General features: G+C 41.7%; 25 protein-coding genes. 8 read left to right on the top strand and 17 right to left on the bottom strand.

Features of this window, described 5'->3' with window-relative positions; genetic code table 11:
- Positions 1 to 71: 71 nt before the first annotated feature.
- From MST18_RS12190 to MST18_RS12215, 6 genes are all read right to left on the bottom strand, one after another.
- Positions 72 to 953 (bottom strand): metal-dependent hydrolase, encoded by an 882-nt coding sequence (locus MST18_RS12190; RefSeq protein WP_180133698.1) that lies wholly within the window; start codon positions 951 to 953, stop codon positions 72 to 74.
- A gap of 215 nt (positions 954 to 1,168) precedes the next feature.
- The gene (tuf, locus tag MST18_RS12195; protein WP_180077405.1) at positions 1,169 to 2,359 is read right to left on the bottom strand and encodes an elongation factor Tu; all 1,191 of its coding nucleotides are present in this window, start codon (positions 2,357 to 2,359) and stop codon (positions 1,169 to 1,171) included.
- Positions 2,360 to 2,452: 93 nt separating this feature from the next.
- The gene (gene fusA / locus MST18_RS12200) at positions 2,453 to 4,588 is read right to left on the bottom strand and encodes an elongation factor G (RefSeq protein ID WP_111885035.1); all 2,136 of its coding nucleotides are present in this window, start codon (positions 4,586 to 4,588) and stop codon (positions 2,453 to 2,455) included.
- Positions 4,589 to 4,719: 131 nt separating this feature from the next.
- Positions 4,720 to 5,190: a 30S ribosomal protein S7 gene (gene rpsG / locus MST18_RS12205; protein WP_005011815.1), complete on the bottom strand. Its 471-nt coding sequence runs from the start codon at positions 5,188 to 5,190 to the stop codon at positions 4,720 to 4,722.
- A gap of 178 nt (positions 5,191 to 5,368) precedes the next feature.
- Positions 5,369 to 5,743 (bottom strand): 30S ribosomal protein S12, encoded by a 375-nt coding sequence (gene rpsL / locus MST18_RS12210; RefSeq protein WP_000246374.1) that lies wholly within the window; start codon positions 5,741 to 5,743, stop codon positions 5,369 to 5,371.
- 155 nt (positions 5,744 to 5,898) lie between these two features.
- Positions 5,899 to 7,359: an EcsC family protein gene (locus tag MST18_RS12215; RefSeq protein ID WP_180133697.1), complete on the bottom strand. Its 1,461-nt coding sequence runs from the start codon at positions 7,357 to 7,359 to the stop codon at positions 5,899 to 5,901.
- A 272-nt stretch (positions 7,360 to 7,631) separates the two neighbouring features.
- Here MST18_RS12215 and MST18_RS12220 point away from each other — a divergent pair, with 272 nt between their 5' ends.
- Both MST18_RS12220 and hemJ read left to right on the top strand, forming a co-directional pair.
- Positions 7,632 to 8,861 carry a beta-ketoacyl synthase N-terminal-like domain-containing protein gene (locus MST18_RS12220; protein WP_111885033.1) on the top strand — a complete coding sequence of 410 codons (1,230 nt, stop codon included), beginning with the start codon at positions 7,632 to 7,634 and terminating at the stop codon, positions 8,859 to 8,861.
- Positions 8,862 to 8,929: 68 nt separating this feature from the next.
- Positions 8,930 to 9,382 carry a protoporphyrinogen oxidase HemJ gene (gene hemJ, locus MST18_RS12225; RefSeq protein WP_180022661.1) on the top strand — a complete coding sequence of 151 codons (453 nt, stop codon included), beginning with the start codon at positions 8,930 to 8,932 and terminating at the stop codon, positions 9,380 to 9,382.
- Positions 9,383 to 9,521: 139 nt separating this feature from the next.
- On the opposite strand, the gene MST18_RS12230 is transcribed toward hemJ, so the two are convergent.
- The 8 genes from MST18_RS12230 to MST18_RS12265 form a co-directional block, all read right to left on the bottom strand.
- Entirely contained in the window at positions 9,522 to 10,364 is an 843-nt protein-coding gene (locus MST18_RS12230) for a hypothetical protein (RefSeq protein ID WP_180133696.1), read from the bottom strand.
- 96 nt (positions 10,365 to 10,460) lie between these two features.
- A complete protein-coding gene (locus tag MST18_RS12235; RefSeq protein ID WP_180133695.1) occupies positions 10,461 to 10,619 on the bottom strand; it encodes a hypothetical protein in 159 nt (52 codons plus the stop codon).
- Positions 10,620 to 10,816: 197 nt separating this feature from the next.
- Positions 10,817 to 11,290: a peptidoglycan-binding protein LysM gene (lysM, locus tag MST18_RS12240; protein WP_078190053.1), complete on the bottom strand. Its 474-nt coding sequence runs from the start codon at positions 11,288 to 11,290 to the stop codon at positions 10,817 to 10,819.
- 191 nt (positions 11,291 to 11,481) lie between these two features.
- Positions 11,482 to 11,718: an acyl carrier protein gene (gene acpP, locus MST18_RS12245; RefSeq protein ID WP_078190054.1), complete on the bottom strand. Its 237-nt coding sequence runs from the start codon at positions 11,716 to 11,718 to the stop codon at positions 11,482 to 11,484.
- 85 nt (positions 11,719 to 11,803) lie between these two features.
- Positions 11,804 to 12,538, bottom strand: coding sequence for a 3-oxoacyl-ACP reductase FabG (gene fabG / locus MST18_RS12250; RefSeq protein WP_078190055.1), 735 nt, complete (start codon positions 12,536 to 12,538; stop codon positions 11,804 to 11,806).
- Positions 12,535 to 13,515, bottom strand: a complete 981-nt coding sequence (gene fabD, locus MST18_RS12255) for an ACP S-malonyltransferase (RefSeq protein WP_180133694.1) — start codon at positions 13,513 to 13,515, stop codon at positions 12,535 to 12,537. Before fabD ends, fabG begins: the two co-directional genes overlap by 4 nt.
- 205 nt (positions 13,516 to 13,720) lie before the next feature.
- Entirely contained in the window at positions 13,721 to 13,903 is a 183-nt protein-coding gene (rpmF, locus tag MST18_RS12260; protein ID WP_004279227.1) for a 50S ribosomal protein L32, read from the bottom strand.
- 77 nt (positions 13,904 to 13,980) lie between these two features.
- A complete protein-coding gene (locus MST18_RS12265) occupies positions 13,981 to 14,538 on the bottom strand; it encodes a DUF177 domain-containing protein (protein WP_078194223.1) in 558 nt (185 codons plus the stop codon).
- A 97-nt stretch (positions 14,539 to 14,635) separates the two neighbouring features.
- Between MST18_RS12265 and MST18_RS12270 the strand changes: the two genes are divergently transcribed.
- From MST18_RS12270 to MST18_RS12280, 3 genes are all read left to right on the top strand, one after another.
- Positions 14,636 to 15,298, top strand: coding sequence for an elongation factor P hydroxylase (locus tag MST18_RS12270; protein WP_180133693.1), 663 nt, complete (start codon positions 14,636 to 14,638; stop codon positions 15,296 to 15,298).
- Between the two features lie 89 nt (positions 15,299 to 15,387).
- Positions 15,388 to 16,005 (top strand): L-threonylcarbamoyladenylate synthase, encoded by a 618-nt coding sequence (locus tag MST18_RS12275; protein WP_078190059.1) that lies wholly within the window; start codon positions 15,388 to 15,390, stop codon positions 16,003 to 16,005.
- A 103-nt stretch (positions 16,006 to 16,108) separates the two neighbouring features.
- Positions 16,109 to 16,435 (top strand): hypothetical protein, encoded by a 327-nt coding sequence (locus tag MST18_RS12280; RefSeq protein WP_180133692.1) that lies wholly within the window; start codon positions 16,109 to 16,111, stop codon positions 16,433 to 16,435.
- A 14-nt stretch (positions 16,436 to 16,449) separates the two neighbouring features.
- On the opposite strand, the gene MST18_RS12285 is transcribed toward MST18_RS12280, so the two are convergent.
- Positions 16,450 to 17,169, bottom strand: a complete 720-nt coding sequence (locus MST18_RS12285) for a GNAT family N-acetyltransferase (protein ID WP_180133691.1) — start codon at positions 17,167 to 17,169, stop codon at positions 16,450 to 16,452.
- 339 nt (positions 17,170 to 17,508) lie between these two features.
- Here MST18_RS12285 and MST18_RS12290 point away from each other — a divergent pair, with 339 nt between their 5' ends.
- The 3 genes from MST18_RS12290 to rluB are packed head-to-tail and all read left to right on the top strand — an operon-like array spanning position 17,509 to position 20,056.
- Positions 17,509 to 18,303, top strand: coding sequence for a ScpA family protein (locus MST18_RS12290; protein ID WP_078190062.1), 795 nt, complete (start codon positions 17,509 to 17,511; stop codon positions 18,301 to 18,303).
- Complete coding sequence (gene scpB / locus MST18_RS12295; RefSeq protein ID WP_078190063.1) at positions 18,300 to 18,896, top strand: SMC-Scp complex subunit ScpB; 597 nt, start codon at positions 18,300 to 18,302, stop codon at positions 18,894 to 18,896. The genes MST18_RS12290 and scpB overlap by 4 nt, the downstream gene beginning before the upstream one ends.
- 41 nt (positions 18,897 to 18,937) lie before the next feature.
- The gene (gene rluB / locus MST18_RS12300; protein ID WP_180102419.1) at positions 18,938 to 20,056 is read left to right on the top strand and encodes a 23S rRNA pseudouridine(2605) synthase RluB; all 1,119 of its coding nucleotides are present in this window, start codon (positions 18,938 to 18,940) and stop codon (positions 20,054 to 20,056) included.
- 51 nt (positions 20,057 to 20,107) lie between these two features.
- On the opposite strand, the gene MST18_RS12305 is transcribed toward rluB, so the two are convergent.
- Positions 20,108 to 21,847, bottom strand: a complete 1,740-nt coding sequence (locus MST18_RS12305) for an ABC transporter ATP-binding protein (RefSeq protein ID WP_180133690.1) — start codon at positions 21,845 to 21,847, stop codon at positions 20,108 to 20,110.
- 13 nt (positions 21,848 to 21,860) lie between these two features.
- On the bottom strand, positions 21,861 to 23,000 hold the full coding sequence (locus tag MST18_RS12310; protein ID WP_180133689.1) for an ABC transporter permease: 1,140 nt from the start codon (positions 22,998 to 23,000) through the stop codon (positions 21,861 to 21,863).

A 23,000-nucleotide genomic window follows, 5' to 3' on the forward strand; every position in this document is an offset into this window, starting at 1 on the left:
TGTCTTTAAAGTTGAATAAAAAAAAGAGCGATTTACATCGCCCTTTTCAAAAAGTCACCACAGCGTTTTGATTAGAGACCCAAATATGCTTTCCACGTTTTTAACAAACCTGAAGTATCTAAATCATTCGGCTGAAACCCTGGTTTAAAATACATCAGCATTTCTTTGCCCATACCAGTGATGATGCCCTTTGATGGACTATAACCATAGGTATAAATATCTTTTAATGCTTCAAAATTAAGCTTGTTATCTTCTTTTAATAAACGAGCCACAAAGTAGCTTTGTACGAAGAATAAAGTCACCATTGCGCCAATCAGTGAACCTGTACGGAGTGCATAGGCTTTAATCCCCTGACCAAAGACACCTTCAAAAACATCATAAGCCACAGCTTTATGTTCATTTTCTTCAATCGCATGCCATAACCACATATTTTTCATGGTTTCATCAGTCATCAAGGCTTGAATATGTGGGTTTACCAATAACTGTGAAGCAATTGTTGCAGTGAAATGCTCAAGTGCCGTAGTTGCAGTAAGATCCACCATTTCTTGAGTAATACCAACAGGTTTACCAATCCGTGCAAAGACTTTACGCACACCTTGGATAACACGACCCGTTGCCTTATCAAGTGTTTCGACATCATGACCGTATTTTTGTGCAGAAGCATTAAAACCCTCATGCTCTTGCGTATGCATTGCTTCTTGACCAATGAAAGCACTAATTTCTTTTTGTAGGGCTTCATTATTTGCGATCGCGGGGTGTTTACGTACTGCACGCACACTATCAATAAAGAACATTTCACCCGCGGGAAATAAAGCAGACAATGCGGTCATAAAATGTGTCAAACCTGCTGAGCCATTCATCCAGTACTCTGGTACCGCATCAAAATCAAAATTCATGCGACGTACAGGGAAACTTGCACCTGCTCGATTAGTAATCTTTACTTTAGCGTTCATGCCTAACTCCTTTTTGAGTTATGAAATACTCAAACTTTTATTGGTTTTCTTGAGTTCATATTACGGTTTTATTGACGCGTAATTATTTCAGTTAAGGACAGTGAATTATCACTAAAGGACAGCTTTAAAAAATATTGTCAGACAATTTCCCTATCACATTGAATAAGCATAAAAAAAGCGCCTCAAAGAGGCGCTTTTTTACACACATTTAGTGATTATGCAGTTACTTTAGAAACTACACCCGCACCAACTGTACGACCACCTTCACGGATTGCAAAGCGTAAGCCAGCATCCATTGCGATTGGGTGGATTAATTCTACTGACATTTCTACGTTGTCACCAGGCATAACCATTTCAACGCCTTCTTTAAGCGAGATCGCACCAGTTACGTCAGTTGTACGGAAGTAGAACTGTGGACGGTAACCGTTAAGGAATGGAGTATGACGGCCACCTTCGTCTTTAGAAAGTACGTATACTTCTGCGTCGAATTTAGTATGCGGTTTGATTGTACCTGGTTTAGCAAGTACTTGACCACGTTGAACGTCTTCACGTTTAGTACCACGTAGAAGAACACCACAGTTCTCGCCCGCACGACCTTCATCAAGAAGTTTACGGAACATTTCTACGCCAGTTACAGTTGTTTTAACTGTATCTTTAATACCAACGATTTCAACTTCTTCGCCTACTTTCACGATACCAGTTTCAACACGGCCAGTTACTACTGTACCACGACCTGAAATTGAGAATACGTCTTCGATTGGCATAAGGAATGCTTGGTCGATAGCACGTTCTGGTTCTGGGATGTAAGAGTCAAGAGCTTCAACAAGAGCAACCACAGCATCTTCGCCGTATTGACCAGCTTCACCATTAAGCGCTGCAAGAGCAGAACCACGGATTACTGGAGTGTCGTCGCCTGGGAAGTCATAAGTAGAAAGAAGTTCACGAACTTCCATTTCTACTAATTCAATTAGCTCTTCATCATCAACGATATCGCATTTGTTTAGGAATACAACGATATAAGGTACACCTACCTGACGAGAAAGCAGGATGTGTTCACGAGTTTGTGGCATAGGACCATCAGTCGCCGAACAAACAAGGATCGCACCATCCATTTGCGCAGCACCAGTAATCATGTTTTTAACATAATCGGCGTGACCTGGGCAGTCTACGTGAGCGTAGTGACGGATTGGAGAATCGTATTCTACGTGTGAAGTATTAATTGTAATACCACGTGCTTTTTCTTCTGGTGCAGAGTCGATTGCAGCGTAATCTTTCGCTTCACCACCGAATTTTTTTGCACATACAGTTGCAATTGCAGCTGTTAAAGTAGTTTTACCGTGGTCGACGTGACCAATTGTACCCACGTTAACGTGTGGCTTATTACGTTCGAACTTAGCCTTAGCCATGAGATCTTCCTTTTTAAACTACTCATGCAGGGATACTGCATGAGCATTTGGTTTTTAACTATGAATTAGTTTGGGCTTATAGTAATCGAAAGATTACTCGTCGTCACCTTTTTTACCGCCAGATTGGAACTTAGCGATGATGCCTTCAGCCACGTTACGTGGTGTTTCAGCGTATTTAGCGAATTCCATAGAATAAGTCGCACGACCTTGAGACATAGAACGCATATGAGTTGCGTAACCAAACATCTCAGAAAGTGGAACTTCTGCACGGATAGCTTTAGTACCACCAGGTAAATCGTCCATACCTTGAACAAGACCACGACGACGGTTTAAGTCACCCATGATATCGCCCATGTAGTCTTCTGGAGTTTCTACTTCAACTTTCATGATAGGCTCAAGAAGAACAGGATCTGCTTTCATGAAACCGTCACGGAATGCGTAAGAACCAGCCATTTTGAACGATAATTCATCAGAGTCGACGTCATGGTAAGAACCATCGAACAATGTCGCTTTGATGCCAACAACTGGATAACCAGCTAGGACACCATTCTTCATACGTTCTTGGATACCTTTGTCAACCGCACCGAAGAATTCTTTAGGTACTACACCACCAACAACTTCTTCAGCGAACTCGTAGTCTTTACCAGCATCTTCAGCAAGTGGTTCTAAACGTACGTATACGTGACCAAACTTACCTTTACCACCAGTTTGACGTACGAACTTACCTTCTTGTTCAACTGACTTTTTAATAGTTTCACGATACGCAACCATTGGTTTACCAATGTTCGCTTCAACGTTGAATTCACGCTTCATACGGTCAACAATAATGTCAAGGTGAAGCTCACCCATACCAGCAATAATTGTTTGACCAGATTCTTCGTCAGTACGTACGCGGAATGAAGGGTCTTCTTTCGCCAAACGACCTAAAGCAACTGACATTTTTTCTTGGTCTGCTTTAGTTTTAGGCTCAACCGCAAGCGCAATTACTGGCTCTGGGAATTCCATACGCTCTAGTGTAATTACATTATTTTCATCACATAATGTATCACCAGTAGTAGTATCTTTAAGACCTACACATGCTGCGATATCACCCGCACGAATTTCTTCAATATCGTGACGGTCATTTGCGTGCATCTGTACGATACGGCCAACACGTTCGCGCTTCATTTTAACTGGGTTATAGCAAGGGCTACCTGCTTTAAGCACACCAGAGTAAACACGTACGAATGTTAAGTTACCTACAAATTTGTCGTTCATGATTTTGAACGCAAGCGCAGAGAACGGAGCATCATCAGACGCTTCACGAGAACCTTCAGTTTCGTCTTTGTCGTCAAGGATACCTTTAATCGCCTCGACATCAGTCGGCGCAGGTAAGAATTCAATTACAGCATCCAACATACGTTGAACACCTTTGTTTTTGAACGCTGAACCACAAAGCATTGGTTGAATTTCATTCAACAATGTACGTGCACGTAAACCTGAAACGATTTCTTCTTTAGTTAACTCACCTTCTTCAAGGTACTTGTCCATGAGTTCTTCTGATGCTTCCGCAGCAGCTTCAACCATGTTAGTACGCCATTCGTTAGCAGTATCAACTAATTCAGCAGGGATTTCGCCATATTCAAACTTCATACCTTGAGACGCTTCGTCCCAGATAATCGCTTTCATTTCGATTAGGTCAACAACACCCTGGAAGTTTTCTTCTGCACCGATTGGAACAACGATTGGCACTGGATTACCACCAAGACGTGTTTTAACTTGTTCAACAGCACGGAAGAAGTTCGCACCAGTACGGTCCATTTTGTTCACGAATGCAATACGTGGAACTTTATATTTATTTGCTTGACGCCATACAGTTTCAGACTGAGGTTGTACACCACCTACAGCACAGTAAACCATGCATGCACCGTCAAGAACACGCATAGAACGTTCAACTTCAATAGTGAAGTCTACGTGTCCTGGGGTATCAATTACGTTAATACGGTGCTGTTCGAATTGGTTACCCATCCCTTTCCAGAAGCATGTTACTGCCGCTGAGGTAATAGTAATACCACGTTCTTGCTCTTGTTCCATCCAGTCTGTAGTTGCAGAACCTTCGTGAGTTTCACCAAGTTTGTGACTCTCACCTGTGTAGAACAAAATACGTTCTGAAGTGGTAGTTTTACCAGCATCAATGTGCGCAGAGATACCAATGTTACGATAACGAGAAATTGGGGTTTGACGAGCCATGATTTCTAGCATTCCTAAATTTTGTTGTTTAAAACAGGACGCTTTAAGCTGCATAGCAACTTAAAGCGATTCGATGACAAAACAGTGACAACTGATTTATCACCCTCCTGAATAGGGGCTGTTTTATCCGCTTAGAAACGGTAATGAGAGAAGGCTTTGTTGGCTTCAGCCATACGATGCACATCTTCACGCTTTTTGATCGCTGCGCCTTTACCTTCAGCTGCATCAAGCAACTCACCAGCAAGACGTAAAGCCATAGTTTTTTCAGAACGCTTAGCAGCAGCATCTACTAACCAACGCATAGCCAAGGCAGTACGACGGGATGGGCGTACTTCCATAGGCACTTGGTATGTAGCACCACCAACACGGCGTGCTTTTACTTCGACCATAGGACGAACTTTTTCAAGAGTAGTCTCGAAAAATTCAACTGGGTCTACTTTAGATTTTTCTTGAACGCGGTCTAAAGCACCGTAAACGATACTTTCAGCAATAGATTTTTTACCATCTTGCATTACGTGGTTCATGAATTTAGCGATTGTTTGGCTGCTGAACTTAGGATCCGGAAGGATTTCACGGGCAGCAACTACGCGACGTCTTGGCATTTTAATACACCTAATAAATATGACACTTCAGGTTACTCCAGCAGGTGCACAAAGTGTCATGTGCTTTCGCTGGCCTTACTATACGTCGCTTGGAATTTTCACAAAAAATGCAGAAATCAGACAAGCGAGACGATAAAGGATTGCAGTTCTAACGAACTAAGAAGTTAATCTTTTCAGATTATTTCTTAGGACGTTTAGCACCGTATTTAGAACGAGACTGGTTACGATCTTTAACACCAGCACAGTCTAAAGAACCACGAACGGTATGGTAACGTACACCTGGTAAATCTTTAACACGACCACCACGGATAAGAACAACACTGTGCTCTTGTAGGTTATGGCCTTCACCACCGATGTAGCTAGAAACTTCAAAACCTGAAGTTAAGCGAACACGGCAAACTTTACGCATTGCTGAGTTAGGTTTTTTAGGTGTAGTTGTGTAAACACGTGTACAAACACCACGACGTTGTGGACAAGCCTTCAACGCAGGAACTTTAGATTTTTCAACTAAAGTTGTACGACCCTTACGGATCAACTGATTTGTTGTTGCCATTTGGCAATTCTCCCGTTAATAAAAAGCCCCAAAAAATACTACTTTTTGAGGGCATGCAATTGTAAGCGAAGACTTAAAATTGGTCAACAATATACGATCATCGAAAACATTTATTCATCATGATTTGCGCAATTTTTCACCCACAAATAAATAGTTTATTTTTCAGAAGAATCTGCTGATTTTTTTGTAACTTTATCTACGGCTGCTGTTTTGGCTTTACGCGGCTTAGTTTTGGGTGCAGCTTTTTCCACTGGGACATCCTCCTGCTGTACAAATTCCAACACATCAAACTCATCTTTTTCAGCTAAAGCAGGTTTTTGCGCAGCCCCGGGTGCATGAGGCTCAACAACTTTCTCCGCAAGTGCCTCCAAACCTTCTGAGACTTTTTGTTCCTGCTCTACTTCCACTTTGGCTGCATCAGAGTTTTTAACTTGTGTTTTTTTGGTGACTTTTACTGCGCGAATACTCTCATGACCTGCAACATCTATGGTCTGATCTAGTACAGGCTCAGCCAAATCAATATCTTTTGCCTTAATACCTTCTAGTAATTTTGGTGTTGCTTGAGCAAGCAACTCAAGAGAACGCTCATAGGCATGTAAAGGTGACAAGCTAATATCCTGATGCTGCAAAATATATTGGCGCGCATTAGAAAAGACTTGCTGTGCCTTCTGATTCACTTCATCCACTAAACGGCGACTATACACCACACTTACACCAACACTCGCCACAGGAGTTAATCGTGATAACTGATTTAACAATGAAACTTTTGGTATTTGATTGAGCCATGCCCACTTAAACTGACCATTTTCATCTAGTACATATTTTTTCAATGCTGCTGCATCAGTGTCTGAACCTACCAATTGCTGCAACTGATGCAAATCACTATTTTGTAGCGTGCTACTCAGAGCTTTTATTGCCATAAGCAAAGTCTGTTTTTCTGCAATTAAACTCAAGTCGACCTGTTTAAAAATAAACTGAACAATATCTTGGTCACTTTCTTTGCTTAAGTCGAAACCATAAGAACGTCCAACTTGATAAATCACTCGCAGAGTCATAATCAGTGAAGCAGGGATATCAATACTTGAACCAATGACACCTGTCGCACCTGTTAAAGCCCCTTGAATCGAAGCAATCCATTTATTTTGCTCACCCAGAGCCTGACTAATACGACGCGAACGATCGACATCTTGTGTCAACTCTTCTAAATCACGTACCCCAGCTTCATCCAGTACAGCATCTACAGATGAAATATCCGAACTAAAATGATTAAGTCGATCAAATAAATAATCAGAAATTTTGTCACTAAATTGAGGAGCAACAAAATTAGCCACATTATTTACAGTATTAAAATGTCGACCGAATAATTGTCTAGAAACATTTGGAACGTGTTCACGTAAGATTTGCTGAGGATTATCATATTTTTTTACATCAAATACGCCCGCTTGCCTTGACTGACCCTCCAAGGTTTGACCATTTTTTTGAGGTTGAATGACCTTAGTTACGGATTCTGGTGCGACATGATTAATGATGGACACCCCAGTAGAACTGAGCTTTTTAGCCACTCCAAAGGCGTTTGAGAGTAGACCTGCCGTTGGTTTATTATTCGTTTTCACCATTCCCTACCTCATTAAAACTATTCTTGAAATTATTGATAAATACTAGGTGTAGTCAAACTTTATCACAACTTGAATATGTATCTTTAAGTTAAGTTTTTTGCTGTAAAGTTGCAAATTAGCTCAGTCAACAATAGGCATAGGATTTGCCATAAGAATTCAAAAAGCTTTCTGCTATCATTATTCCAATCAAATTATATGAGTTCGCTATTTAGAAAGTTTCCTTCGTATACTTTTAATAGCTTGCTCACACACTACCTATAAAGGATCTGTAGATGAAACGTGTTGTAATCACTGGTATGGGCATCAACTCATGCATTGGTAATACATTAGAAGATGTCACTCATTCTTTGCAAAACGGGATTTCTGGAACACGTTTCAACCCAAGTTATGCTGAACTTAATTTTAAAAGTCATGTCAGTGCGGCTGCAGAACAAAACTTTGACGGTATTGACCGCCGTTTAAAACGCTTTATGGGCGTATGCGCAATGTATGCATACAACTCAGCTTTGGCTGCGGTAGAAAATGCAGGCTTAACAGCAGAGCAAATCGGTGGTAATCCACGTTACGGTATTGCGGGTGGGTCAGGTGGTGGTTCAACTGCATCTGTTGTTGAAATGAAAGAACTTCTAGACACCAAAGGTGCACGTAAAGTTGGTCCATTCTTTGTACCACGTAATATGACCAACACCATTACTGCAAACGTGGGTGTTGCATTTAAAATGCAAGGTATTGCACATACGATTACTAGCGCATGTGCTACATCTGCAGATGCCATTGGTTATGCATACAACCTGATTCAATTGGGCAAACAAGACTTAATGCTTGCCGGTGGTGGTGAAGAAGACCATTGGTCACAAAGTCTTTTATTTGATGCAATGGGCGCACTTTGTTCAAAATATAACGACACTCCAGAGACTGCTTCACGCCCTTACTCTGCTGACCGTGACGGTTTCGTGATCGCCGGTGGCGGTGGCTTCGTTGTACTAGAATCTCTTGAACATGCTCAAGCACGTGGTGCAAACATTTTGGCTGAAGTTGTCGGCTATGCAGCAAATTCTGACGGCGCAGACATGGTTGCACCATCGGGCGAAGGTGCGACGCGTTGTATCCTTATGGCTTTAGAAGAAGCTAAACAACATGGTGTAGATACCATCGACTATGTTAATACACACGGTACATCTACTCCAGCAGGCGATGTCACTGAACTTAAAGCGATGGAGCGTGCTTTCGGTGAAGGGCAAGTTCCTCCGCTCAGCTCGACCAAATCGATGACCGGTCACAGTCTGGGTGCTGCAGGTGTACAAGAAGCGATTTACTCTATTTTAATGATGCAAAATGACTTTATAGCACCAAATATCAACGTGACTGAACTTGACGAAGGTGCAAAACCTTTTGATATCGTACTTGAAAAACGTGATGCAAAATTGAATACTGTGATGAGTAACAGTTTTGGTTTTGGCGGTGTAAACGCTTGCCTCGTTTTCAAAAAATGGGAAGCATAATATAAAGTTTGCTGCTTTGGCGCTTCGGTGCCAAAGCACATACCCACCGCCCTTTTAAGGGTTAATATATGGATGCTCCATCAGATGCTTTCCTCTGGGTAAAAGCATTGCATATCATCGCAGTTGTTTGCTGGTTCGCAGCGCTATTCTATCTCCCTCGCCTTTATGTCTACCACGCTATGAGTGATGATGCTACGAGTCATCAGCGCTTTCAAATCATGGAACGTAAGCTATACCGCGGCATTATGTGGCCCGCTATGATTGCTACATTGATCACTGCGCACTTCCTCGTCGATTGGGGTGATGCAACACGACACTACCATGAAGCGCTTTGGTTCTACTTAAAAGTGGGATTGGTTGGACTATTGGTGATTTATCATTTTGTTTGTGGTTATTACCGTAAAAAGCTTATCGAAAATGCACATTATAAGTCGCATAAATTCTGGCGTTATTTTAATGAAATGCCCACTTTGATTTTATTTGCGGTTGTCATTTTAGTTGTAGTGAAGCCAAGCTTCTAAACGACTGTAAAAAAGCCCCTACTCATTGGGGCTTTTTTATTTCTATACCAAAATGTTTATATACAAAAACTACAACTGCACACAGCTATCTAAAATATTCCAATTGTGTGCTCTAAATTGCTCACGCGGATACGGCACTTCAGCACACAACATCCCCCTCTTTCTTAAAGAAACGTCGACCGTGGCTATTTTGACTCAACTGCGTTAAATCAGTCGCCCCCTGATTCAACAAATTAAAAATCATAATACGATCATTCAAAATGTGCCCTGCAAGCACAGAGCGCTCCCAAGGCACCCCCTCTATATTGGACAAAGTATTGCCCAAATAGTTTTTGATATGCCAAGATGAATACTGTTCCTGCTCTTGACCAGCCTGCATCCTAAACGAATCATAAGAAAGCTCAGATAGCTGTGCCGCCTCTTCATATTGCTTAAACAATTGATTTGCAGTTTGATTTGGCAAATACAACCAATACATCAACGAGGTATTCCAGTCCGATAATTGCTGCACCTGCTTCAACACCGCATATACGCCATAGGCTTCCAATTGCGCTGCTGATCGCAAACTTAACTGACTGGCACTTAAAGGCTCTAAATAAACAACTTGTCCAGTCTTTAATTGCTCATTACGTATAATTCGAACATAACGTGCCAGCCAGCTTTGAATCAGCATCCTTTCAACCAATGAGATCGGGCGCTCAAGCATCTGCTGCAATCTTTGATATTCAGCCATATATGCATCCAGCTTATCCTCTTTATTTAACGCAATATTGATCTGATAAAGGATCGCCAACTGATTTAAATACTTAAAGTCTGGATATGCAGAATTGCTCGGCATACTTAAACTGCGGTATTGGTCTGCATGCTGCAACCATGTGTTAAAGCGCTGCAACGGTACCTTTTCTTGCTGTATCAGCGCACCGAGCACCTGATGATGCTCAACAACAAATGCGCTAGCCGCCTTAGGATCATCGACCAGCAATTACTGAAACTCCGCAACTAAATTCATCTGTTCTTCTGACCACTTTTCACGCGTTAGCTTCGCATTCAATGGCTGGTCCAATACATTCTGATGCTCTTACCCAAACAAACTAAATACCCAATCCTGATGATAACGATAGCGCCCAATATTCAATGCTGAAAACCGATCTGCAGCATTCAGCCCAAGCAAGTTAAAATACGGCTCTTGTGTGTAATTTGAATGATAAGAAATTTCAGCCTGCTGCCACTTGAGCACCCGAGGATCAATACGCTCATCCCACCGCGGTCAAAGACACACAACAACTGCAAGCAACAGTAAGATAATAAAGATGATTTTTTGTTTCATTGATTTCTTATTTTGAATTATTTCAGCCGTATTATATTTAACCCCACCATTAACGCATACAAAAAAAAGCCATCGAAAGATGGCTTTTTTACTGTAAACACAAATATTTATGCAGGAATACGCAGCACTTGCCCTGGGAAAATGTCATCGGCATTTTTTAACAAAGGACGGTTCGCTTCAAAAATTTTATTGTATTGATTTGCATCACCATAAAATTCTTTAGAGATTTTAGACAAATTATCCCCTGATTTAACAGTGTAGAATTTACTTTCAGGCTCAGGACTCGTCACTGTTAACTGATCATCCACTTGCGCCACATGATCAATATTTCCTACTGCTAAGATAATCTTTTCACGATCTGCTTGGCTTTGTACCTGACCTTTCACTGTTGCTAGATCTGAAGTCCCGTTATAACTCACAGACAAACCAGTTACAGGCAAGCCCAGTGCTTTAATGTGACCCAATAACTTATTGGCAATTTCTTGTGCAGATGGTTCAGAAGGTGTTGCTGGCGCTGCCTGAGGTTCTGCAGGCGCTGTATTTTTTTTACCAATACCTTTTACAAAATCAAAAAGACCCATGTTTTTCTCCGTTGTTTTTACTGTTTTAAATCATTTAACTATTGTTCAAACTCTATTTTTATAGCTAAAAAATAACCGCTTTTGAGTTGTTGTTGGTGACAGAAACGTAAGCTAATGTAAAAACAAAATATTCGGCATAAAAAAAGCCACCGAATGGTGGCTTTTTAAATCAGCATCGCTGAAATCTAAAATTAACCTAGTTTCTTAGAAACATAGTCAATTGCAGATTGTACAGTAGTGATTTCGTTTGAATCTTCATCAGGAATAGTGATGTCGAAATCGTTTTCGAAAGACATAACTAATTCAACTAGGTCTAGAGAATCTGCACCTAAGTCATCCATGAAAGAAGCTTCGTTTTTGATCTCGTCTGCTTTAAGACCAAGTTGTTCAGCTACTGCTTGTTTTACGCGTTGTTCGATATCGCTCACAGGAATTCTCCTCATTGCTTGTGGCGTTTTTAATGCCGTTAGTTTAATTGAATCTAAATCGTTTTGAAAGTTTATACTTGAGCGCTTAGCTCATGTATAAACCACCATTTACATGTAATACAGTTCCGGTAATGTAACTTGCCTTTTCAGAAGCAAGAAAACTTACGGCATTTGCGATATCTTGCGGCTCACCTAAACGGTTTAAGGCCACTTGATCACTCATCTTTTTACGAATTTCTTCGCTTAACTGTTCTGTCATTTCTGTTGCAATAAAGCCCGGAGCCACTGCATTTACAGTGATTTGGCGGCTTCCCATCTCTTTTGCAAGGCTGCGACCAAAGGCCTCAATCCCTGCTTTTGCAGCAGAATAGTTTGCTTGTCCTGGGTTAGCAAAATGTGCAACCACAGAACTAATATTAATAATTCGGCCAAAACGTGCTTTGGTCATACCCTTTAAAACACGTTTAGAAAGTCGATAAACGGCTTTCAAATGAATGTTGAGAATGTCATCCCAATCATCTTCTGACATACGAAGTAACAAATTATCTTTGGTAATACCAGCATTGTTCACCAAAACCAATACAGAACCAAAGTTTTGCTCAATGTCTGATACCAATGCATCAATTGCAGTTGCATCACGTACATCTAAAACTTTACCCGCACCATTTTCAGCAAAAGCAGCAGATAATTTTTCTGCACCCGCTTCTGAAGTTGCAGTACCTACAACAAAATAACCGTCTTGAATCAATTGCTGAGCAATTGCTGCTCCAATCCCTCGGCTCGCACCTGTTACTAAAGCAACTTTGCGTTCTTGTGTCATGCAATTTTCCCTTCTGCCACTAAAATGGCATTCAGTGCATCTTCCATACGACCTTTCGTGTCGAGTGGGAATGCTTTTTCAATATTTGGCAAACGTTTTGCGAGATTCGCAAGGACATTACCCGGACCACATTCAGCAATGTACTGAATACCATGGTCTTGCAAATACTGCATGGTCTTTGTCCACTGTACAGATTGGTATAACTGTGCAGTTAACGCCTGACGTAATTGCGCTACATCAGTCGCGATTTCAGCGCCTACATTTTGTATTACAGGTATAGTAGGCAGCTCAATGGCAGTTTGTTCCAATGCTGTCGCAAACTGTTCAGCAGCAGGTTTCATCAATGCACAATGCGATGGCACAGAAACCGGAAGTGCGATTGCCTTACCGCCATTTTCTTTAGCAGCAGCCATAACCGCTTCAACCATGGCTTTATCGCCCGCAATGACAACTTGACCTTGTGCATTGTAGTTTGCAGCATCTACTGAACCTTGGCCTTCTGCTTGACCACAAAGTTCAATGACTTTGGCATCATCTAGACCCAAAATTGCCGCCATTGCACCTTGACCTTCAGGTACAGCACTTTGCATTAACTGACCACGTAGGTTCACCAGTTTAACGGCATCACCTAGGCTCATCGCACCTGCAGCAACCAAGGCGCTGTATTCACCTAATGAGTGACCTGCAAGGTATTTCGGTGCAACACCACCTAACTCTAACCACACACGCCATAAAGCAATACTGGCAGTCAGGAGTACAGGTTGAGTAAATTCTGTTTGGTTTAACCCTTCACCACTTTGCGCAATTTGCCAAAGATCAAAGCCAACCGCTTCTGATGCTTCTGCAAATGTTGCTTGCACACTACTAAACTGTTCTGCAAGTTCAGCGAGCATGCCGACTTTCTGTGACCCTTGACCTGGGAACACGAATGCAGTTTTAGTAGCTTGAGCTGCTTGCTCGAGTTGTTTAGCAGACATAAAAAAATCCTTTATCAAGACTGGTGAATTTATGCTATTTGGACACTTATTCAACACAATCCCATGTAAGCTTGTTTCAGGGACGGAAATTTAACACTTAATTTTTGTCTTGGTAATTGCCAAATGCAACAAAAAATCGGTACAAAAAAAGGGAGCTTAACGCTCCCATTTTTTCTACTAAGCTTGACGCTTAATACATCACCAATTATTCAGCAGATGCTTTAGCGAATAATTGACGACCACGGTAGATACCATCTTTAGATACGTGGTGACGACGGTGAGTCTCGCCAGTAGCTTGGTCTACAGTTAATGCATTCTCGGTTAAAGCGTCATGTGAACGGCGCATGTCACGGCGAGAGCGACTTTTACGGTTTTGCTGAACGGCCATGATGGCTCCTTACAAAGATCGAAAAAATGGATCAGAACAAATTCGATTGTCTTATACTCAAGAGTATAACACAAAAATTAGTTAAGTTTACCCTTCAAACCTGCCAAAACATCAAACGGGTTGTCCCGTTTTTCTTCAACAAGCTCTTCAGCGGCAGGTTGATGCTTATGTTCACAAGCGTCATGCTTAGGTGACAAAGGCATCAACAATAACAATTCATCCTCTATCAGTGAGAGTAAATCAGCAGTCGCAGGCGCATCATATGAACCTTTGGTTGTTGCTTCACTTTCACCTAAAACGATGAAATCAGCATCCTCATCCAAGCGCTCTATCAGTGACTCGTCATCTACAAGAGCTAGATGAAAACTTGAAACAAGTGGGATCTCAACAGTATCCAGACAACGCTGGCATTCCATTGGAACATTTGTTTCAACATGACCATCTAGCCATACAATGCGATGATAAGCATCCATTGATAGCTTACAGTCTATGTTAATCAATTGATCATCAATTGATCCAACAGCTTCACGAGCAATACGAACAAAGCGAGATAATGGCAGTGTTCCTGACCATTTAAAGCCCTGTTCAGCCCATTTAAACGGCTCAATCTGTGCCGGAAAGGTATTTGCTGACATAATTAAGGCGGCAATTCTACAAATTCATCAGTACTCTGTCAAAGATTAAGATACAATTTTGTACTTATTTAGACAGACCATTTGGGTAACTTAAGTTATGCATCTGTTGCAGCCGCAAACAGAAGTGAATGTTTCATCACTTATGAGCACAATTTCAACGCTTGATTCTGACATTTCAACTGACCAAGTGCAACTCTCGGCTTGGGAGAAACTTTCCACAGAAACAGAACACGTCGATTGGCTCATCTTACACTTTAATCATTGGTTTTCCCACCTGAATGTGTGCTTAGTGAAAGGTGACTGTGAGCCCGAGTACTTTCCTGCCGATTTAAACGGCCCTGCCCGCATTCAATTTGCTCATGGTTATTTCAATAGCGCCTTGCATGAAATTAGTCATTGGACTATTGCTGGTGATCAACGCCGTTTACTTCCTGATTTAGGCTATTGGTATGCACCAGATGGTCGCAGCAAAGAGCAACAAGCCCTCTTTGAACAGGTAGAAATTAAGCCGCAAGCGATCGAATGGTTATTTGCCAAAGCCTTTGGACGTAAGTTTCGTGTATCACTCGATAACCTCACTGGTGAAGGCGGAGATGGCAGCAGCTTTAAAGACAATGTCTATGCTCAATTACAGGCTTATTTTAAGGGTGAAGCCAAACTTCCACGCGATGCTTGGCGCTTTATCCAATGCATTTGCCACTGTACACGTGCTGGCAAAATGTTACAGACGAATGAATTTCAACGTGAAATGCTTGATTAAATTATACAATTTGACTGCATTTCACATTGCACAAAGCAAGTAGACCGCGACATAATGTCTAGAGCTTTTAATAATAAGAGGAAAACGACATGTTGCATTTAAGAATACATCCGGAAAATCCTCAGCCCCGTTTAATTACGCAAGCCGTTGAACGGATTCGTGCCGGCGATGTGGTGGTTTATCCTACAGATGCCGCCTATGCCATCGGTTGCCAGATTGGGAACAAAAATGCCATGGAACGCATTGCCCAAATTCGTCAGCTCGATGCTAAACATCAATATGCGATTATTTGTGCAGATTTATCTGACATTGCCACGTATGCCAAAGTCGACAATGCCATGTATCGTTTATTGAAAAATAATACACCTGCAGTCACTACCTTTATTTTGCCTGCGACCAGTGAAGTTCCTCGCCGTTTAATGCATCCTAAAAAGAAAACCATTGGACTGCGTATTCCGAGCAACCCGATTTGCCAATTATTACTCAAAGAACTCGGTGAGCCTTTATTAACATCGACCTTAATTTTACCGGGCCAAAAAGAACCGATTGATGATCCTTACGAAATTGAACTGCAAATCGGTAAACGCATAGATGTATTGATTGATGGAGGTTTAGGTACTTTGAATACCACTAGCGTTGTAAACCTTGCAGGTGAATACCCAGAAGTGATCCGCCGCGGTGTCGGTGATGTCAGTGCCTTTGAATAGCATGTACTGTTAAATACATGCTGTTACCTATCAGAGGCACAGCATGTAAAGGTCATCTGCTCAAAACGCAGTTAAAGCACCTTTCGATAAAGGAATCGACCTGATGACTTTATTTCAAATTTTACTCAAACTCCAAAATGCGACAGACCTCAGTATCTCTGAGCAAAACAGTCTCAATCATCTTGCTATATATGCCAGTGAGCCATGGACTTTAGAATCCACGGCTCAACTAAGGGCAATAGATAAAAATTTAATTTCACCAATAGCGACAACACCGCCGCAAGTTTTTCGTTATTTTCTGCATGCATCAACGGTCAAATCACTGTTTAAACGTAAAGCTAATCAAAATCTCTGCTCGCAAGCGCAGTGCCAACTCATCATCGAATTTGCACTTGAGCAGAGAGTCTTACCAACAGGCTCAAAACCTTGATAGTGCACTTTTCCTCAAGCGCTATAAAGCTGCATAAATTCTTTTAAATGAATTTTTTGTTGCCCTTGCTCATCAAAATTATTTGTATCGAGCCATGCTGCATAAGCTTGAGACAACATTGGCCAATCCTGATCCAACATCGCAAACCAAGCGGTATTACGATTACGACCTTTCACAATCACATGTTGACGAAACAACCCTTCAAATTGAAAGCCAAAACGCAAAGCAGCATTTTTCGAAGGCGTGTTCAAGTCATCACACTTCCACTCCACCCGTCGATAACCTGCTGCAAAGCACGCTTTTAACAATAGATAAATGGTTTCTGTTGCTGCGGTTGATTGCTTCATTAAACTTGAAAAATAGACATTGCCAATTTCGATGACAGCATGTGCTGGGCGTACATTGAGCAAACCAACCCATCCTACAATGGCATCACCAACTTCAATGACATAATGTATCGAACCGGCAAAATGAAAGGAATGCTGAAAATAATCAAGCAATTGCTGCATGCTTAGAATTTGAGAATAAGGCAAATACGTCCAACAGCGTTCATCGGGTTCTTGTTGTACTGTCTGCCATAGCCGCTGTAAAAGACTATCATCAAGCTGATCGGGCAACATCGGAATAAGTCGAACAGATTGCCCCACTTCGGTTTTACATCTGAACTGGCAAGGTTCAAACTGCGCCAACGTCATCCCTACGGCCTGATCCCATTGATTATATTGTTGTGGCATAGTAAATATTCTTTTAGTCAATTCATTCAAATCATTTCATGCTGGACGCCCATCATCCAGATATCACAGCTTAAATGAGTTCATGGATTGATGAGTGTATTTTTTATAATTAACACAAGATGTGATCGATATCACAGCTTTAAAATTTTACATGTGTATAAATAAAGCCTATTCCCTATAAATTTTAAGTTTTTTACCCAATTCAACCGTTCAGTAATTTCTTTAAACGCATTTTTCCATTACACTATTCCCTATAACTTTTGTGCTTTTACTTTCGATGTGAGATCGAAGCGAAAGCTGTCTGCATGCCTTTGAAAATTCGCGTGGCCTATAATTGCAATGAACCAAACTGTCCATAATTCTATGGAAGATGCTCCACACATTCGCGTTTTGGATGAGTGGCAAGAAGCTATTCCAGAAGATTTGTACATTCCACCCGCTGCATTTGAAATTCTATTAGAGCATTTCGAAGGACCACTCGACTTTTTGATTTACCTGATTCAAAAAAATGGCTTCGACTTATTACAAGTCGATATTGCCCCGATTGCATCCCAATATTTGTCTTATATGGATGCAATGAAATCCCTAGATATTGAATTAACCGCAGACTATATGGTGATGGCAGCCCTATTGGCCGATTTAAAATCGCGTCTATTATTGCCAAAACCTAAATCGACCGCAGCACATGAACAAGATCCTAAACAAGAATTGATTGACCGTTTAGAAACCTATTTGCGCATCAAACAAGCTGCGGAAAGATTAGGTCAAATGTCAGTGTTGGATCGAGATACATTCGATACCAATGTCAGTTTAGGAACGATTGTCGAAACCAATGATGGCTATGACATTCAATTACTCCGTGATGCCATACTCTGTGTCTTTAATCGACCAGAACCGGTTACCCACCAAATTTTACAAGAACCTGTCTTACTCGAAGAACGTATTGCTTATATTGAAACTAAGCTAGAGTCAGGTGAAGTATTAGACTTTGCGGACTTACTCAAACCAAGCCAAGGCCGCATGGGTGTTGTCGTGACATTTATGGCCGTGTTGGAACTGACACGCCAACAAAAAGTCCAAATTGTCGCATCAGGTGTAGAAGCACCGCTTGCAATTCAAGGAGCACGTGCATGAACACTGAACTTAAACAAATGACTGCGGTGTCTTCAGAAGATAATCTGCATGAAATTTTGATGCAGCTTGAAGCCATTATTTTTGCCAGTGAAGCGGCAGTGAGTATTGCCCGTTTAAAAGAGGCTTTCCAAGACCGTTTCAGTAAAACCGAATTACGCCAATATTTGCAGCAACTTTCAATGCTGCAACACGGCAGATCAATTGAACTTGTTGAAACCGCTCAAGGTTTCCGTTTTCAAGTACGTGCAAAATATCGTAATATTATTGCACAGACCTGGCCTGAACGACCAACTCGTTTATCGCCATCCTTGCTCGAAACTCTTTCTGTCATTGCTTACCATCAACCGGTAACCCGCGCAGATATTGAGCAAATCCGCGGGGTGACCAACAATAGTCAAATTTTACGTACGTTATTTGACTGGAACTGGATTAAAGAATCTGGTTTTCGTGAACTCCCAGGACGACCCGCGTTGTTAGTTACAACGCCTCAATTTTTAAATGCTTTTGGTCTAACCTCATTGGGCCAATTGCCTCCCCTGCAGGATGCCAAGGAAGCTTTTATGGCCCTCGATGCGAATGCACCGAAGTCATAAATAGGTGAACTGTTGATGATAATTTCTAAGGTTATGCTGTCATGAGTGAAAAATTGCAAAAGGTGCTCGCACGCGTTGGTTTGGGTTCTCGCCGTTATATGGAAGAAGTCATTGCCGCTGGTCGTGTGAGCGTAAATGGGCAAGTTGCCCAAGTGGGTGAACGTATCGAACCAGGTGATGAGCTTCGCATCGATGGTCGTAAAGTTCAGTTCCAAATTGAAGACGAAATTCGTCGCCGTGTGTTGATTTACTACAAACCAGAAGGCGAAATTTGCTCACGCAATGACCCTGAAAACCGTCCAACGGTATTTGAACAATTACCTCAAATTACAGGTGATCGTTGGGTAATGGTAGGTCGTCTAGATATCAACTCTACAGGTCTATTGCTGTTCACGAATGACGGTGAACTGGCGAACCGTTTAATGCACCCTTCTAGCGAAATCGAACGTGAATATGCCGTTCGTGTCATGGGTGAAGTCACTCCTCAGTTAAAAAATAACATGTTACAAGGCGTTGTTTTAGATGATGGCCCTGCAAAATTTGAGTCATTCTCTGAAATTGGTGGTGACGGTATTAACCGTTGGTATCAAGTGGTTGTAAAAGAAGGTCGTAACCGCGAAGTTCGTCGTATTTTCGAATCTCAAGGCTTAAAAGTGAGCCGTCTTTTACGTACACGTTATGGTTCAGTAATTCTGCCACGCGAACTGCGTACTGGTCGTTGGATCGAGCTAGATAAACAAGATATTGACAACTTAACCAAGTCGGTTGAACTTAAACCACGTCAAGGTACTGGCCTGTTTGGTATGGCTAAACGTCGTACTGAACGTATGCAAGACAAACCAATGGCAGCACGTCGCGGTGGTTACTTACGCCAACAACGTCGTGACAGTGACGAAAACCAGCCACTACAAAGCAATGGTTATCAAGACAATCGTGGCGAACGTCGTACTGGCCGTACTGAAGGTGGATTCCAAGGCAATGGATTTAACCGTTCAGAGCGTCGCAACGACGGTTTCAACAATAATCGTAATGATCGCAACAGTGAAAACTTCGGTAACCGTGAACGTCGTAACGACAATTTTGGCAATCGTGAGCGTCGTAATGACTCTGTGCCAAGTCGCGCATTTAGCGGAAACAACAAAGGCTTTAAGAAATTTTAATTTCTTAAGTATAAAAAAACCGCTCATTTGAGCGGTTTTTTTATACCAACACTAAATAAATTGTTCAGTGGTTTGTGGAATCGCACTCAGCAAACGCTTGGTATATTTATGCTGTGGTGATCGATACAGTTCATCCGAGTTTGCAATTTCAACGATATCACCATGGTTCATCACCATGATTTGGTCAGAAATATATTTCACCACAGATAAATCATGTGAAATAAAGATATAGCTCAAACCAAATTCATCTTGTAAATCTTGCAATAAGTTCAGAACTTGGGCTTGAACCGAAACATCTAGGGCAGAGACAGACTCATCACAGATCAAAATTTCTGGCTTTAAGGTCAAGCATCGTGCAATGGCAATACGTTGACGCTGACCACCAGAAAACTCATGTGGATAGCGATAAAATGCTTGGGCAGGCAAACTGACACGTTCAAGCAAATCAAACGCCATTTGCTCGCGTTCAGCATCATCCTTCCCTATCTGATGCACTTGCATCGGCTCCATCAAAATTTGACCCACAGTAAATCGTGGATTGAGCGAAGCATATGGGTTTTGGAAAATGATCTGTATTTTGCGCTGATATTGAGTAAATTCTTTGTCACTCATCGCCAAAATATCATGACCTTCAAACAGCGCCTGACCACCTGTCGCTTCCTGTAGACGCATCAGTAAAAGGCCAATTGTGGTTTTACCTGAGCCAGACTCTCCAACCAACCCGAGCGTTTTACCTTTCGCCAGTTGAAACGAGACACCTTTGACCGCCTGATACTCATCCTTACCAAATAAACCCTTGCGGCTATAAAACGATTTTTTCAGGTCTTTGACATCTAAAATAATCTGTTCATTACCCGTAAGACCACGCGTTCGTTGTCTACGGGTTTCCTCAGATAAATGCACATCCTCAATCAGCTCATCACCATTTTGACGCATAAAATCACTGATCATCGGTAATTTATAAGGACGCTCTGACATCTGTGGACGACACTTAAGCAAAGCTCGAGTGTAGATATCTTTAGGATGATCCAGCACTTCATTGACCAAGCCTTGTTCACGGATTTCTCCATGACGCATGACAATCACCTGATCGGCAATTTCGCTTACCAATGCTAAATCATGCGTAATGAATAGCATCGACATCTCACGTTTCTTTTGCAAGGCTTCAAGTAAATCTAAAATTTGCTTTTGAATCGTCACATCAAGTGCTGTGGTTGGCTCATCGGCAATCAATAACTTCGGCTCACATGCAATTGCCATTGCAATCATGACCCGCTGTTGTTGGCCACCTGACATTTGGCTAGGATAGGCATCAATTTTCGTTTCAGGAGAAGGAATACCCACTTCCTTCAATAATTCCAAAGTCCGTGCTCTTGCCTGCTTACGTCCCATACCTAGATGAAGTCGTAATACTTCGGCAATTTGATCACCCACCGTAAAGACTGGATTGAGTGACGACATCGGTTCCTGAAAAATCATCGCAATATCTTTACCACAGATATTACGCATTTCTCTTGGAGACAGACTCAGTAAATCCTGCCCTTCAAAAACAATTTTACTACTTGCATCTATACGGCTTTGATCACGTGGCAACAGCCCCATAGTTGCCAACGAGGTCACCGACTTGCCACTGCCAGATTCTCCCACAAGTGCCACAGTTGTATTGGCAGGAATGTCAAAAGATATTCCTTTGACCGTTTCGATATAGCTTTTATCTTCGGCTTTAAAGCTCACTTTCAGGTTTTGAACACTGAGGAGCGTTGGTTTAACAGTTTGATTTTGTTCCGTCATCCTTTACTCCTCCTTATTTCAATTTTGGATCTAATGCATCACGCAATGCATCAGTAAACATCGAAAATGCTGTAACCAAAACCGCCATCGCTACAGATGCTGCGATAAGCTGCCACCATTTACCTAAAATCAATTCACTTTGTGCTTCATTAAGCATACTCCCCCATGACACAACCCCAACAGGAACACCAAATCCCAAGAAGCTCAAAATCACTTCCGACTTAATAAAGGCCACCACTAAAATCGAGATTTGCACCAATGCAATATGACTGACGTTCGGAAAGATATGCACAAAGATGCGTCGGAAATGACTAACCCCTATCGCTTTGGCAGCAAGTACATATTCACGCGAAGTATGTTTCATATACTCTGCACGAATCAGGCGATACACCCCCGTCCATCCAGTAAGCCCTAGAATGAGGACAATCGATAAGATCCCCTTTTGTTGTAATACAGCTGCAATCGCAAGAACCAAGAGTAAATACGGAATCGAGGTAAAAATGTTATAAAACCAGTTTAAAATATCATCGACCCAACCACCGAAGTAGCCAGAAATTGCCCCTAAAATTGTCCCAATCACGACAGCAAGTAATGCAGCTACCACACCAACAATAATAGATGTTTCAGCACCTTTAATGGTTTTTTGCAGGACATCCTGCCCCCATTTATCCGCACCAAACGGTAAAGTTTGTTTTAGCTCGCTTTGTTGATCTAACAAATGGCCACCCAATTGCTGATCAATCGCTTTCATATCTTCTGCTAATGGATCTACAACGCCATAGTAGTCAATTGCATTGGTACCACCTTGCTCAGTCGCAATCTCTGCATTCAGTTCAGCAATTACATCTTTTAAAGGATCAACAGGATTTTCAGGCAATGCCATATCTTCTGCTGATGCTTTGGTTTTGGCTGTTTCATTAAGTTCCGCCCCAATAAAACTTGGAGGTGCATAACTCACAGCCACTTCTTTATTCCAATTAGATGCAACCAAGCCTGTCATCGACAATAGCAACACCAAGAAATAACACAGTACAACGAACAACGACACCATCGCTAATTTATCGGCTTTTAGGCGTCGCATCGCCAACTTCCACAAGCCAGTCGATGCAGGTGTTGATGCCGTTGCTTTGGTCTTATTGAATATTCCTAGCAT

Origin of the sequence: Acinetobacter sp. YH12068_T (assembly GCF_024606005.1) — a bacterium.
Taxonomy (GTDB): domain Bacteria; phylum Pseudomonadota; class Gammaproteobacteria; order Pseudomonadales; family Moraxellaceae; genus Acinetobacter; species Acinetobacter amyesii.